Consider the following 13,205-nt stretch of genomic DNA (forward strand, 5'->3'; position numbering starts at 1 on the left):
CTATGTCGCATAACAGCTTTGGCCATCTTTTCCGCGTGACGACCTGGGGCGAAAGCCACGGTCCGGCGCTGGGTTGTATTATTGATGGCTGCCCTCCGGGTATTCAATTTACCGAAGCTGAAATTCAGGCCTATCTTGATAAGCGCAAGCCGGGTCAGTCAAAATATACCACGCAGCGCCGCGAGCCGGATCAGGTGCGGGTATTGTCCGGTGTTCTCACCAGTGAAGACGGGGTGATGACCACCACCGGCACGCCGATTTCCATGATGATTGAGAATGTAGATCAGCGTTCAAAAGATTATGGTGAGATTGCCCGCCAGTATCGTCCCGGTCATGCGGATTATGCTTATGATGTAAAATACGGCCTGCGCGATTATCGCGGTGGCGGACGTTCTTCTGCGCGTGAAACCGCAGCGCGGGTTGCTGCCGGTGCGATTGCCCGTAAAGTCGTTCCGGGTTTGAAAATCCGTGCAGCATTGGTCGGCATGGGTATTCACAAGATTGACCGCTCCCGCTGGGATTGGGCAGAGGTCGACAATAATCCGTTTTTCACACCGGATGCAGGCTCAGTAGAACTGTTCGCTAATTATCTCGATGGTATCCGTAAAAATGGTTCCTCCATTGGTGCAGTGATTGAGGTTGTCGCTGAAGGTGTTCCAGCCGGTATCGGCGCGCCGCTTTATGCCAAACTGGATCAGGATATTGCGTCCAATCTGATGTCGATCCCTGCAGTAAAAGGTGTTGAAATCGGTAATGGCTTTGAGGCTGCGACGCTGACCGGTGAAGAAAATGCCGATGAAATGCGCATTGATGCCGATGGCAATCCGGTCTTCCTGTCGAATAATGCCGGTGGTATTCTTGGTGGTATCGCAACCGGTGCACCGATTATTGCACGTTTTGCCGTGAAGCCGACCTCATCCATTCTCACGACACGTCGTTCTATTGATGTGGATAAGAAGGAAGTGGATGTCATGACCAAAGGCCGTCATGACCCGTGCGTTGGCATCCGTGCTGTGCCGATTGGTGAGGCAATGCTCGCTTGCGCGATTGCGGATCATTATTTGCGTCACCGCGGCCAGACTGGCCGCGTCTGATAATCATGGGGCAGACTGGCCGCGTGTGAAAACTATGCTCCAAACTGGCCGCGTCTGATAATCATGGGGCAGACCGGTCGCGTATGAAAACTATGCTCCAAGCTGGTCGCGTCTCAATTCGGTGCGGCCAGAGCAGTTATATGTGATGTTCTTTGAAAGATTACGGAGTGAAGCATGAGCTATAATCAGAAACAGGTTGTTGATGCACTCCGTGCTTTTGAACGCGGTGAAATCGTTGTTGTTATGGACGATGACGGGCGTGAAAATGAAGGCGATCTGATTGTCGCTGCTGTCCATTGTACGGCAGAGAAAATGGCATTCATCGTGCGTCATACATCCGGCATCGTCTGCACACCTATGCCGAAGGAAGAGGCCAAGCGCCTCAATCTGACGGCAATGGTGGCGGAAAATGATGCACCGCACTCCACCGCTTTCACCATTACCGTTGACTATAAACACGGCACGACAACCGGTATTTCGGCAGATGACCGAACGCTGACTGTGCGCAATCTGGCGAACCCGAATGCTGGCCCTGCGGACTTCGTGCGTCCGGGGCATATTTTCCCGCTGGTGGCGCGTGAAGGCGGTGTGCTGATGCGTTCCGGTCATACGGAAGCGGCTGTTGATCTGTGCAAGCTGGCCAATCTGCCGCCTGTTGGTGTGATCTGCGAACTGGTCAATGATGATGGTTCTGTGATGCGCGGCCCTCAGGTAACGGAATTCGCGGAAACACACGGATTGCACCGCATTACGGTGGCTGATCTGATCGCCTATCGCCAGCGCAAGGAAACGCTGATTGTGCGCATGGGCGAGACCGAAGTGGACACATCGGCGGGTCACGCCTGTGCATTTACCTATCAGTTGCCGTGGGAGCCGATGCAGCATGTGGCTCTGGTTTTCGGCGATATTCGTGACGGTGAAGATGTGCCGGTGCGTCTGCATCGGGAAGATGTGCTGGCGGATACATTCGGTGCCGGCTCCGGCCTTGATGCCGTGCTGAAGCGAATGGCTGCGGAAAAGCGCGGGGTGCTGGTGTACTTGCGTGAAGGATCTGTCGGCGTCGGTAAAAATGACAAGTCGCGCCGCCGTGCGGAAAATCATGACAGGGAAGAGCACAAAGAAGCACAGGCGCGTGAGGAAGAATGGCGCCAGATCGGTCTTGGTGCGCAGATTTTGAAAGATCTCGGCATCAGTTCCATCCGCCTGCTGGCCTCTAAAGAGCGCCATTATGTCGGGTTGGAAGGTTTCGGTATTACTATTCTTAAAACTGAAATCTTGTAACTTTATTCTGCCTGATTAGAGCGCCGTGCGCCCCGTTGGGCGCACAAAACTCGCCCTAACGCTTTAAAATGCGAGCATAATTTTACCTTAAACTGATTCAAATTTAAGAAATTATGCTCTGAGCAGGCAGATACAGGATATTATGGCAACCAGACTTTATTCGCATCCGGTCTTTCTTGAGCATCTGACGCCGGCGGGGCATCCTGAGCGTCCGGATCGGTTGCGGGCTTTATTCAGCGTTCTGGAAGGCTATGATTATTATGCGCTGGATCAGGTGGAAGCACCTGTTGCCGATGAGCAGGCGTTGGAGCTTGTGCATCAGGCCTCTTACCTGAAGCAAATTAAAGCACAGATTCCCGATCCGCTTGATGAAGAACAAGTTGCTTCCGGCATGGCACAACCGATTGTGAATGTGGGACAGGACACCTATGTCAGTCCGCAAAGCTGGCATGCCGTGTTGGCGGCAACCGGCTCTGCCCTTGCTGCGGTCGAAGATGTATTTAACGGGCAAGCGGATAATATCTTTATTGCTGCCCGTCCGCCAGGTCATCATGCGACGGCCGATACGGCGATGGGTTTCTGCATCACCAATACGGTCGCGATAGCTGCCCGTTATGCGCAAAGCCATTTTGGAGCGGAGCGCGTGGCGATCATCGATTGGGATGTGCATCACGGTAACGGCACGCAGGACATTTTCGCTGCGGATAAGAATGTACTGTTCTGTTCAACGCATCAGGCGCAGATTTATCCGGGTACTGGTTTGGTCAAGGAGACCGGTGTCGGTAATATCGTGAATGCGCCTTTGCTTGCTGACAGTGGCAGTCGGGAGTTTCGTGAAGCTTTTACTTCCCGTATTTTACCGGCATTGGACAATTTTCGTCCTGACCTGATCTTGATTTCAGCGGGCTTTGATGGCCATTATCTTGACCCATTAGCTCAACTTAATTTGACCGAAACAGATTATGATTGGGTGACAGGGCAGGTGATGGAGCGCGCCGACCGGTTTTGTAATAACCGGCTGATCAGTTTTCTTGAAGGCGGATATGATTTACAGGGCTTGTCCTTTTCCGCCGCAGCGCATATTACGCGTTTAATGAAAGGATAAATTATGACCGAGCCGAACACCACCGGACAAGCTTCCAATGATGATATTGCAGTGATGAGCTTCGAACAGGCGCTCAAGCAGCTGGAAACAATTGTCGATGATCTGGAACGCGGTGATGTGCCTTTGGAAAAATCGATCCTGATTTATGAACGCGGTGAAGCGCTGAAAAATCATTGCGAAAAACTGCTGCAGTCAGCAGAAGATAAAGTCGAGAAAATCAAACTCAGCCGCGACGGCCAGCCAACCGGCACCGAACCGCTTGATCCTGAGTGATTATTCGACAGCCAGTTAAACCGAAGCCCCGCAATGTCGGGGCTTTTTTGTACGCCGATGATACAGCCGGTTATAGATCAGCCTCTAAAGTAGTCTTTTAAACAAGGCGCTGAAATAATAGGGGCCTGCGCCCCAGACTAAAGTCCAGAGTGCCGCGCCGATAATATTGGCGGAGACGAATTTCAGCCAGTGCATTTTTAAGGCACCAGCCATGATACCGTTTAACTGGCGTAAAATAGCAAAGAAGCGTGCAGTGATGACAATGCCGCTGCCGTATTTTTCAAACAGTTTTTCGAATTGCTCCAGCCGTTCCGGTGTCAGCTTGATATAGGGGCCGAAGCGGATCAGAATTTTCCGCCCGCCAAAATGGCCGATCAGATAACCTGTGCTGTCGCCCAGTATCGCGCCGAGAAACACCGCGAATAACATAACCGGTAAAGATAGTTCGCCTTGTTGCGCCAGCAGGGATGCAGCAATAAGCAGTGTCTCTCCCGGTACCGGCGCACCGAAGCTTTCAAAATAAATGATGATAAACAGAGCGATTGAGCCATAAGCGGCAATATATGGCTCAACCCAATGCATGTTCGTGCCTGTTTATGTTTATCGCAGCTGCCTCTGGCCGCTGATTGCGTGATAAAGGAACAGCACGACCACTGCGCCGATTACCGAAACAATCAGGCTGTAAATATTCAGGCCGGTAACACCCGCCGCACCGAAGAAATTGAAAATAACACCGCCGATAACCGCGCCGACAATGCCGAGGACAATATCCATCAGCATACCCTGACCGCTTTTGTTGACGATTTTGCTGCCGATAAAACCGGCAATGAGACCGAGAATAATCCAGCTGATAACTGACATTGTATGTTCTCCGTTTCGCAAAAAGCATTTTACAGAGACAGATCACATCCGGCGCTGCAAGAATGCGAAAATCAAAGAAACCGGAACGCAGACCATCAATTAAATTCACGTGCTGGCAAATTCATGAGGCTGGCTCTGGAAACTCGGTAAAACGCTCCCATATCATTACATGCTTGGCAAGTGACAATCTTGCCAAGTAAATATTTTTGCGCGATGCTGCTAAGTATCCGGCATTTCAGCAGGTTTGGAGGAAGTATAGAATGGGCCTTTTTGGTGGTGACTCTTCAAATAATGAACCGGTACCGGGCGGCAGTCTGACCAAACCGGTTCTGATTGCACTTGGTGCATTGCTCGTTGGTCGTATGTTCAGCGGTAAATCCGATGATAATGAACAGCCTCAGGTGAATGCGCCGGATCAGGCCGCATCCGGCGGCGGTCTCGGCGATCTTCTGGGCAGCGTGTTCGGCGGCGGACAGCAGGCGAATGCTCCGGCAGGTACGCAGGCAGATTCACAGGCTGGTGGCCTTGGTGGTCTCGGCAGTGTTCTTGGCGGCTTGCTTGGCGGTGTTCTGGGTGGCACAGCCGCAGGACAAGCCGGACAGACCGGCAGCGGCGGTGGACTTGGCGGCGGTTTAGGCGGCTTGCTTGAGCAGCTTACACAGGCCGGCCATGCAGATAAGGTTGATAGCTGGGTTGGTTCCGGCAGCAATGCGCCGATTGAACCGGATCAGCTTGGCACTGCCATTGGCAAAAACACAATTTCGGATATTGCCCGTCAGACGGGTGTCAATGAACAGGATTTGCTGGCAGAGCTTTCCGCAGCACTGCCGGGCATTGTTGACAAGCTGACAGCGAATGGTCAGGTGCCGGATATGCAGCAATTGCTGAAAATGCTTGGTCAGAAATAACAGGCATTTATATCCGATCCTGTCTGACTGATTTGTGATGGAATGTCCGGATGTAAAACTCCGGACATTTCTTATTTTATGATATGTTGTTTAAAGTGCATCCCGAAAATCTGTTGCAGATTTTGGTGCGAATGCGTTTGAAAGCTGGTGGGTCAGGTATTTCAATGGCTTAACTTAAGCCGGAAATGCTTCACTCTGGGCGTTTCATTGTTTCTGAAAGGACAGATTTGTGAGCTTCTTTCCCGGTCAGGATCCGGTTCCCGGTGATCATCAGTCGATTGATGCAATTGAAACGCTGATTATTCCGCGCACCAGTGAAGTGGGCGGCTTGCAGGTGCGCCGTGCATTGCCCACCGCAAAGCGCCGGCTCGTGGGGCCTTTCATTTTCTTTGACCGGATGGGACCGGCCTTATTACGGGCCGGGCAGGCGCTGGATGTGGCACCGCATCCGCATATCGGGCTTTCAACGGTTACTTATCTTCTGGACGGCAATATCCGACACCGTGACAGTCTCGGTACCGAGCAGGTAATTAATCCCGGTGAAGTCAATCTGATGACTGCGGGACGCGGCATTGTGCATTCCGAGCGCACACCGGAGGAAATGCGCGGATCGCCGCTGGCAATCTCCGGCGTGCAGACATGGGTTGCCTTGCCGGAACGCGCTGAGAATATGGCGCCGGAATTCAGCAATCATACGGTGCAGCAATTGCCGTGGCTGGAGGAGAAAGAGTTCCGTATGCGCCTGATGATCGGCGATATGCACGGGCTGAAATCCGATGTGCCGACCTATAGCGAGACACTCTATGCGGATGTGTTTATTGAGGCGGGTGGCAAATTCCATTTGCCTGCGGTGCAGGAAGAGCGGGCGATTTATATCCTGAGTGGTGCAGTGCGCATTGCCGGAGAAGTCTTCACGGATAATCAGCTGCTGGCCTTCCGGCAGGGCGATGATATTGTGATTGAAGCCGTGGCGCAGAATTTTGCCGGTGAGGGCGCACAGATCATGGTCTTCGGTGGCGAGGCGATGGACAGCCGCCGTTATATCTGGTGGAATTTCGTTTCATCATCAAAAGAACGTATTGAACAGGCAAAGGAAGAGTGGCGCAGCCGCCGCTTTGATATTGTACCGGGCGATGCGGAAGAATTTATCCCGCTGCCTGAATAAATATTTGATATAGCTGATTGCAAAATACAGGCGGATGGGAAACAAAGCCGTTAATCTCCGCCTGTTCTGACTGTCCATAGAATAATAAGGTTTTCCCAATGACCGGTTTTGATAACAAACTGCACACGCCATTGCTGGATCAGGTGCATTTGCCGGAAGATTTGCGAAAACTGGATCCTGCGCAATTGCCGCAACTGGCGGATGAATTGCGCGCAGATCTGATTGATGTAGTGTCGCGCACCGGTGGTCATCTCGGCTCAAGCCTTGGTGTGGTCGAGCTTACTGTGGCGCTGCATTACCTGTTTGATACGCCGAATGACCGTCTGATCTGGGATGTGGGGCACCAGACCTATCCGCATAAAATTCTGACCGGACGCCGTGAGCGTATGCCGACCATTCGTCAGGAAGGCGGCCTGTCCGGTTTTACCAAACGTGCTGAAAGCGAATATGACGATTTCGGCACCGGCCATGCATCCACCTCGATTTCCGCCGGTCTGGGTATGTCGGTTGCAAGTGAACTCAAAGGTGAGAAGCGCAATGTCATTGCAGTGATCGGTGACGGTTCCATGTCTGCCGGCATGGCCTATGAGGCGATGAATAATGCCGGTGCGCTGGATGCCCGTCTGATCGTTATTCTCAATGATAATGATATGTCGATTGCGCCACCGACCGGTGCGATGAGCGCCTATCTCGCACGTCTGGTCTCGGGGCCGACTTATCGCAACCTGCGCGAGATGGCGAAGCAGATCAGCAAGAAATTGCCGAAATTCTTTCAGGATAAAGCCCGTAAAACGGAAGAATTTGCCCGTGGTTTCTGGGCTGGCGGCACAATGTTTGAAGAGCTGGGCATGTATTATGTCGGCCCTGTGGATGGTCATAATCTCGATCATCTTCTGCCGGTTCTGACAAATATCCGCGATAATGTTGAGGGGCCCGTGCTGGTGCATGTGGTGACCCAGAAGGGCAAAGGCTATGCCCCTGCGGAAGCCGCAGCCGATAAATATCACGGCGTCAATAAATTCGATGTCATTACCGGCAAGCAGTCGAAGCCGCCTGCAAATGCACCGAGCTATACAAAAGTTTTCGCCAATGCGCTGATTGAAGAAGCGCGACACGACGAAAAGGTTGTGGCCGTGACGGCAGCAATGCCGGACGGAACGGGGCTTAATCTTTTCGGACAGGCTTTTCCGAAGCGTACTTTCGATGTCGGCATGGCTGAGCAACATGCAGTGACTTTCGCAGCCGGTTTGGCTGCTGAAGGGCTGAAGCCTTTTGCAGCGATTTACTCCACCTTCCTGCAGCGCGCCTATGATCAGGTGGTGCATGATGTGGCGATCCAGCATTTGCCGGTGCGCTTTGCGATTGATCGTGCCGGTGTGGTTGGCGCGGATGGTGCCACCCATGCGGGGAGTTTCGACACTGCTTTCCTGAGCAATCTGCCGGGCTTTGTGGTGATGGCCGCTTCGGATGAAGCGGAACTGGTGCATATGGTGCGCACCGCTGCGGAATATGAAGAAGGACCGATCTCCTTCCGCTATCCGCGCGGTGATGGTGTGGGCGTTGATCTGCCGGAGCGTGGTACTGTTCTGGAAATCGGTAAAGGCCGTATTGTCCGTGAAGGCAGCAAAATCGCGATTTTGAGCTTCGGCGCGCGGTTGCAGGAATGCCTTGCGGCTGCTGATGAGCTGGATGCAGCGGGGCTTTCGACCACTGTTGCTGATGCGCGTTTTGCCAAGCCGCTGGATCATGATCTGATCCGCCGTCTTGCCAAAGAACATCAGGTGCTGCTCACGATTGAAGAAGGTGTGGCAGGCGGCTTTGGCGCGCATGTGTTGCATTATCTCAGCAATGAAGGTGCGCTGGATCATGGTTTGCGTGTCCGCACATTGACTTTGCCGGACGCATTTATAGATCATGCCAAGCCTGAGGCTATGTATGCCCGTGCAGGTTTGGATAGTGCAGGCATTGTACGGGCGGCCTTTGCAGCGCTCGGCCGTGATGTGCTGACCGGTGAGGCAGGCGGCGGACTGCGGGCATAAAGCAGTTTCAGGAAAAGTGGAAACCGGTTTTCCGTTCGAAACTGCGATAAGATAAAAAATATTAGAGCACATCTGAATAGATGCGCTCTAATTACATCTTGCGCTAAGCTGCTGTCTCATTCATTGAGGCAGCATGAGTGAAAATACAGATAAGATACGCCTTGATCAGGCGCTGGTAGAGCGCGGGCTGTTTGCTTCGCGCTCGCGTGCCCGCGATGCGGTGGCACGTGGTACCGTGCGCGTGAATGGTCAGGTGGTCACTAAAGCCGGTCAGAACGTGACGGCTCAGGCCGAACTGGCAGTGGATGATCCGGCCAGCCGTTTTGTCTCCCGTGCAGCGCTGAAACTGACAGCCGCGCTCGATCATTTCGGATTTGAGGTTGAGGGTAAGACAGCACTGGATATCGGTGCTTCCACCGGCGGTTTCACACAAGTGCTGCTGGAGCGCGGTGCAGAACATGTGATCTGCGTCGATGTCGGCCATGATCAATTGCATGAGACTTTGCGCGGCGATAAACGCGTTACCAATCTCGAAGGGCTGAATGCCCGTGTTCTTGATGCAAGTCATTTACAGGGATGCAAGATTGAGATTGTTGTCTCGGATGTCAGCTTCATTTCGCTGAAACTGGCACTGCCCAATGCGCTTGATCTTTGCGCGGATGACGGCTGGTGTCTGTTGCTGGTGAAACCGCAATTCGAGGCAGGGCGCGAAGCAATCGGCAAAGGCGGCATTCTCAAAGACCCGTCGCAGGGTGAAAAGATTGCGCTGGATTTGCAGGATTGGCTCAATGCGCAGTCCGGCTGGCAGGCTTTAGGATTTTGTGCCTCACCGATTACCGGTGGTGACGGCAATCAGGAATATATTTTGGCAGGCAGGAAGAACAAAGCTGCCGCCGCGAAGGACGATGTTTGATGAGTTTGCGTGTTACAATTAATGCGATGGGTGCCGGTGGTGATGGTATTGCCCAGCTGCCGGATGGTCAGGTTTTTGTGCCTTTTACCCTGCCGGGTGAGGTTGCCAATGTTGCGCGGGATAAGAACCGCGCCAGCCTGATGGCCCTGCTGGAAACATCGGAGCAGCGTGTGGAACCATCCTGCCGCCATTTCGAGGATTGCGGCGGTTGCGCCTTGCAGCATTGGGAAATGTCCGCCTATCAGGCATGGAAGCGTTCATTGGTAGCAGCCAGTCTTGATGGCCGTGGTTTGAAATATGAGCTGGCACCATTGGTGCCATGTTCGCAGCAGAGCCGCCGCCGTGCGACATTCGCCATTCGCAAAACCGAAGCCGGTTTGCTGCTTGGCTTTAACCGTCACCAGAGCCATGAGCTGATCAACATCTCTGAATGTGCGGTGACAGTTCCGGCGATTATCTCCCGTCTGGATGATCTGCGCAAAGTCGCTATTCATCTGGCCGATGGTGCCAAGCCGTTTAAACTGACGGTTACTGATACGGAATCCGGCCTTGATCTGGCAGCAAGCGGCTGCCCGACACCGGATGATGCGTCGCGCCGTATTCTTACGCCTTTGATGATGGAGCTGGGTTTTGCCCGCCTCAGCGTTGACGGTGAGATCATTCTGGAGCCGAAAAAGCCGCTGATTACCTTTGGCAAAGTGCCGGTCAATATTCCGTCCGGCAGTTTCCTTCAGGCAACAATTGAAGCTGAAGAGGCAATGGTTGCGCTGGTGATCGGTCATTTCAAAAAGGTCAAAAAAGCTGCGGATTTGTTCTGCGGTGTCGGTACTTTTGCTCTGCGTATGGCTGAGACCATGGCAGTTCATGCGGTGGAAAATGATGCACCGGCATTGGCCGCACTGGATCGCGGTATCCGTCATGTGCAGGGGCTGAAACCGGTCACGCATGAGCGGCGCGATCTGTTCCGCCGTCCGATCCTTTATAAGGATCTCAATGCTTATCAGGGCGTGGTCTTCGATCCGCCGCGTGCCGGTGCTGAAGAACAGGCAATGCAGATTGCCAAATCATCCGTGCCTAAAGTCGCGGCTGTTTCCTGTAATCCGGTGACACTGGCACGCGACCTCGCCATTCTGGTGAAGGGCGGCTACAAGATCGATAAGATTATCCCTGTCGATCAGTTCCTGTGGTCATCCCATGTGGAGACCGTGGCACTACTCTCGAAAAAATAATCAGGAGAGGGCGGGTGTTCAGCCGAACAACCCGCCTTCATCCGTATCAATTGTGATCGAAGACAGAGTGATATGGCGTGGTCGGGTGATCGCAAACATCACAGCCTCACATACATCGCGGTTGGTTGCGCGCTCACCTTTGACGCGCTCCGGAATGGCATCCCATTCCGTATCCGCCGGTGAGATATCATCCAGATAGGGCGGGTGCACACAGAGTGAGCGCACCGGCGTGCCGCGCAGTATTTGTTGCAAGCCTGTTGCTATCGCTGCCTGTGCATGTTTCGCAGCATAAAACGGTACAGCCACACTATGCAGCGGTGCATTCGGCAATGCGCTGATCGAGCCGATGGTCACAATATCCGGTCTGGATGAGTTTTTCAGCAGCGGCAACAGCCCTTGCGTGAACAGAAAACTACCGGTCACCGCAGCATTGATCGTGCCGAACACTTCTTGTTCGCTATGCGGTTCATCACTGGCTTCCAGCCACATCGCACCATTATTAATCAGCAGATCAATCGTGTTATATTTTTCTGTGATCTGCGCAATTGCGCGGCCGATACTGGCATTATCTGCCAGATCAACCACAATCTGATCAGGTCGCAGTCCTGTGCGCTGTTCAACCTGATCAGCAATCGTTGAGAGTGCAGATTGATTGCGGGCGCAGAGCACAATCTTGCAACCGGCATCTGCCAGCATCATCGCCATTGCAGCACCAAGACCACGGCCGGAGCCGGTGATGACGGCGGTTAAACCATTCAAATTTTTCATGTTTATACCGCGGTTCCGCCGACTGTCATTTGATCCATGCGCAAATGCGGCTGACCAACACCAACCGGCACCCACTGACCGCCTTTACCGCAATTGCCGGAGCCATTATCGAGCTTGCTGTCATTGCCGATCATCGACACACGATGCATGGCATCTGGGCCGTTACCGATCAACATGGCGCCTTTGACCGGCGCGCCCACTTTGCCGTCTTCGATCATATAGGCTTCAGTACAGCCGAACACGAATTTGCCGGAAGTGATATCCACCTGACCACCGCCGAAAGACACCGCATAGATGCCTTTCTTAACAGAAGCGATAATTTCTTCCGGTGTTTTATCACCGGAGAGCATCATCGTATTGGTCATGCGTGGCATTGGTGCATGGGCATAGGATTCACGACGGCCATTGCCGGTTGGTTTCATCCCCATCAGACGGGCATTCTGGCGATCCTGCATGTAATTGACGAGCTTGCCGTCATCGATCAGCACAGTGCTGTTGGTCGGCGTGCCTTCATCATCAATAGTCAGGGAACCGCGACGGTCAGCGATGGTGCCGTCATCGACTACGGTCACGCCTTTGGCGGCAACCTGTTGCCCCATGAGACCTGCAAAGGCCGAGAGTTGCTTGCGGTTGAAGTCGCCTTCAAGACCATGGCCTACCGCCTCATGCAGCATTACACCCGGCCAACCATTGGACAAGACGATGTCGAAAGTACCGGCAGGGGCGGGGATCGCTTCGAGATTAACCAAAGCCTGACGCAGTGCTTCATCTGCCGCGTGCTGCCATGAGCCGGTTGCGATAAAATCTTCAAACAGGCGACGGCCACCCATGGAATAGGAACCGGATTCCTGACGGTCGCCCTGACCGGCCATAACGGAAATCGACAGGCGTACCATCGGACGGATATCACGGACGAAATGTCCGTCCGCACGCAAGATTTCTACCTGCTGCCATGAACCGCCAATGCTGACACTGACCTGACGCACTTTACTGTCTTTGGCGCGCAAATAGCCGTCAATCTGCTGAAGCAGAACGACTTTTTCATTGAAAGTCGGAGAGCCTAGCGGGTTCACATCCGTATAGAGATGGCGGTTTGTACCAGCCGGAGCTGCACTGTAAGTGCCGGACGACCCGCAGGAAATCGCGGATGCTGCATCGGATGCACGAAGCAGGGCGCTATGGGTCAGTTCGCCGGAATGAGCATAGCCGACCGTCTCACCGGAGACACAACGCAGACCAAAACCCTGTCCCTGATTGAAGGAGCCGTTTTTCAGGCGGCCGTCATCAAAAACCAGAGATTCAGATTCCGCATATTCCAGATAAAGTTCACCGTCTTCACTGCCGTGGAGCGATTGCGCAACCAGTTTTTCAACCTTGTCACGGCTGACATCGAATTCATCAATCAGGCTTCGGGACGTGGTGGAACTCATAGATTTACTCCGGAACAGCGGCTGTGTCCTGTATCAGACGGGTGATTGTTCTTTGTATATGGCGAGTTTGCTGCCGTGGGACAAGCCGGACAGCGGGATAAAATAAAAACGCCGCCGTCAAAATATGAGCGGCGGCGTT

General features: G+C 53.3%; 13 protein-coding genes. 9 read left to right on the forward strand and 4 right to left on the reverse strand.

The genetic code is table 11. The annotated features are described in order from the left end of the window. Positions 1 to 2 precede the first annotated feature (2 nt). From aroC to LDL70_RS03575, 4 genes are all read left to right on the forward strand, one after another. The gene (gene aroC / locus LDL70_RS03560) at positions 3 to 1,094 is read left to right on the forward strand and encodes a chorismate synthase (protein ID WP_116087063.1); all 1,092 of its coding nucleotides are present in this window, start codon (positions 3 to 5) and stop codon (positions 1,092 to 1,094) included. Between the two features lie 174 nt (positions 1,095 to 1,268). Further along, positions 1,269 to 2,375: a 3,4-dihydroxy-2-butanone-4-phosphate synthase gene (gene ribB / locus LDL70_RS03565; protein ID WP_075654473.1), complete on the forward strand. Its 1,107-nt coding sequence runs from the start codon at positions 1,269 to 1,271 to the stop codon at positions 2,373 to 2,375. Between the two features lie 142 nt (positions 2,376 to 2,517). Beyond that, positions 2,518 to 3,480: a histone deacetylase family protein gene (locus tag LDL70_RS03570; RefSeq protein ID WP_225687160.1), complete on the forward strand. Its 963-nt coding sequence runs from the start codon at positions 2,518 to 2,520 to the stop codon at positions 3,478 to 3,480. A 3-nt stretch (positions 3,481 to 3,483) separates the two neighbouring features. Then, on the forward strand, positions 3,484 to 3,753 hold the full coding sequence (locus LDL70_RS03575) for an exodeoxyribonuclease VII small subunit (RefSeq protein ID WP_022709975.1): 270 nt from the start codon (positions 3,484 to 3,486) through the stop codon (positions 3,751 to 3,753). An 84-nt stretch (positions 3,754 to 3,837) separates the two neighbouring features. Here LDL70_RS03575 and LDL70_RS03580 read toward each other — a convergent pair whose 3' ends face one another. Further along, positions 3,838 to 4,335, reverse strand: a complete 498-nt coding sequence (locus tag LDL70_RS03580) for a DedA family protein (RefSeq protein ID WP_225687162.1) — start codon at positions 4,333 to 4,335, stop codon at positions 3,838 to 3,840. Between the two features lie 18 nt (positions 4,336 to 4,353). Continuing rightward, positions 4,354 to 4,614 carry a GlsB/YeaQ/YmgE family stress response membrane protein gene (locus tag LDL70_RS03585; RefSeq protein ID WP_022709973.1) on the reverse strand — a complete coding sequence of 87 codons (261 nt, stop codon included), beginning with the start codon at positions 4,612 to 4,614 and terminating at the stop codon, positions 4,354 to 4,356. A 260-nt stretch (positions 4,615 to 4,874) separates the two neighbouring features. Between LDL70_RS03585 and LDL70_RS03590 the strand changes: the two genes are divergently transcribed. From LDL70_RS03590 to LDL70_RS03610, 5 genes are all read left to right on the forward strand, one after another. Continuing rightward, positions 4,875 to 5,522 (forward strand): YidB family protein, encoded by a 648-nt coding sequence (locus tag LDL70_RS03590; protein ID WP_225687164.1) that lies wholly within the window; start codon positions 4,875 to 4,877, stop codon positions 5,520 to 5,522. 229 nt (positions 5,523 to 5,751) lie between these two features. After that, positions 5,752 to 6,687 carry a pirin family protein gene (locus LDL70_RS03595; protein WP_225687166.1) on the forward strand — a complete coding sequence of 312 codons (936 nt, stop codon included), beginning with the start codon at positions 5,752 to 5,754 and terminating at the stop codon, positions 6,685 to 6,687. A 98-nt stretch (positions 6,688 to 6,785) separates the two neighbouring features. Next, positions 6,786 to 8,726, forward strand: a complete 1,941-nt coding sequence (gene dxs / locus LDL70_RS03600) for a 1-deoxy-D-xylulose-5-phosphate synthase (protein ID WP_225687175.1) — start codon at positions 6,786 to 6,788, stop codon at positions 8,724 to 8,726. A gap of 133 nt (positions 8,727 to 8,859) precedes the next feature. Continuing rightward, positions 8,860 to 9,639, forward strand: a complete 780-nt coding sequence (locus tag LDL70_RS03605) for a TlyA family RNA methyltransferase (RefSeq protein ID WP_225687177.1) — start codon at positions 8,860 to 8,862, stop codon at positions 9,637 to 9,639. Further along, positions 9,639 to 10,868, forward strand: coding sequence for a class I SAM-dependent RNA methyltransferase (locus LDL70_RS03610; protein WP_225687179.1), 1,230 nt, complete (start codon positions 9,639 to 9,641; stop codon positions 10,866 to 10,868). The genes LDL70_RS03605 and LDL70_RS03610 overlap by 1 nt, the downstream gene beginning before the upstream one ends. An 18-nt stretch (positions 10,869 to 10,886) precedes the next feature. Here LDL70_RS03610 and LDL70_RS03615 read toward each other — a convergent pair whose 3' ends face one another. Then, positions 10,887 to 11,636: an SDR family oxidoreductase gene (locus tag LDL70_RS03615; protein ID WP_225687186.1), complete on the reverse strand. Its 750-nt coding sequence runs from the start codon at positions 11,634 to 11,636 to the stop codon at positions 10,887 to 10,889. Between the two features lie 2 nt (positions 11,637 to 11,638). Then, positions 11,639 to 13,066, reverse strand: a complete 1,428-nt coding sequence (gene tldD / locus LDL70_RS03620) for a metalloprotease TldD (RefSeq protein WP_225687195.1) — start codon at positions 13,064 to 13,066, stop codon at positions 11,639 to 11,641. Positions 13,067 to 13,205: the final 139 nt, after the last annotated feature.

The organism is Pseudochrobactrum sp. XF203 (assembly GCF_020341615.1).
In the GTDB taxonomy this organism is placed as follows: Bacteria; Pseudomonadota; Alphaproteobacteria; order Rhizobiales; family Rhizobiaceae; genus Pseudochrobactrum; species Pseudochrobactrum saccharolyticum.

Excerpts from the sequence above, each read along its gene's own strand:
- aroC (WP_116087063.1), top strand. The coding sequence starts at position 3 with ATGTCGCATAACAGCTTTGGCCATCTTTTCCGCGTGACGACCTGGGGC.
- ribB (WP_075654473.1), top strand. The coding sequence starts at position 1,269 with ATGAGCTATAATCAGAAACAGGTTGTTGATGCACTCCGTGCTTTTGAA.
- LDL70_RS03570 (WP_225687160.1), top strand. The coding sequence starts at position 2,518 with ATGGCAACCAGACTTTATTCGCATCCGGTCTTTCTTGAGCATCTGACG.
- LDL70_RS03575 (WP_022709975.1), top strand. The coding sequence starts at position 3,484 with ATGACCGAGCCGAACACCACCGGACAAGCTTCCAATGATGATATTGCA.
- LDL70_RS03580 (WP_225687162.1), bottom strand. The coding sequence starts at position 4,335 with ATGCATTGGGTTGAGCCATATATTGCCGCTTATGGCTCAATCGCTCTG.
- LDL70_RS03585 (WP_022709973.1), bottom strand. The coding sequence starts at position 4,614 with ATGTCAGTTATCAGCTGGATTATTCTCGGTCTCATTGCCGGTTTTATC.
- LDL70_RS03590 (WP_225687164.1), top strand. The coding sequence starts at position 4,875 with ATGGGCCTTTTTGGTGGTGACTCTTCAAATAATGAACCGGTACCGGGC.
- dxs (WP_225687175.1), top strand. The coding sequence starts at position 6,786 with ATGACCGGTTTTGATAACAAACTGCACACGCCATTGCTGGATCAGGTG.
- LDL70_RS03605 (WP_225687177.1), top strand. The coding sequence starts at position 8,860 with ATGAGTGAAAATACAGATAAGATACGCCTTGATCAGGCGCTGGTAGAG.
- LDL70_RS03610 (WP_225687179.1), top strand. The coding sequence starts at position 9,639 with ATGAGTTTGCGTGTTACAATTAATGCGATGGGTGCCGGTGGTGATGGT.
- LDL70_RS03615 (WP_225687186.1), bottom strand. The coding sequence starts at position 11,636 with ATGAAAAATTTGAATGGTTTAACCGCCGTCATCACCGGCTCCGGCCGT.
- tldD (WP_225687195.1), bottom strand. The coding sequence starts at position 13,066 with ATGAGTTCCACCACGTCCCGAAGCCTGATTGATGAATTCGATGTCAGC.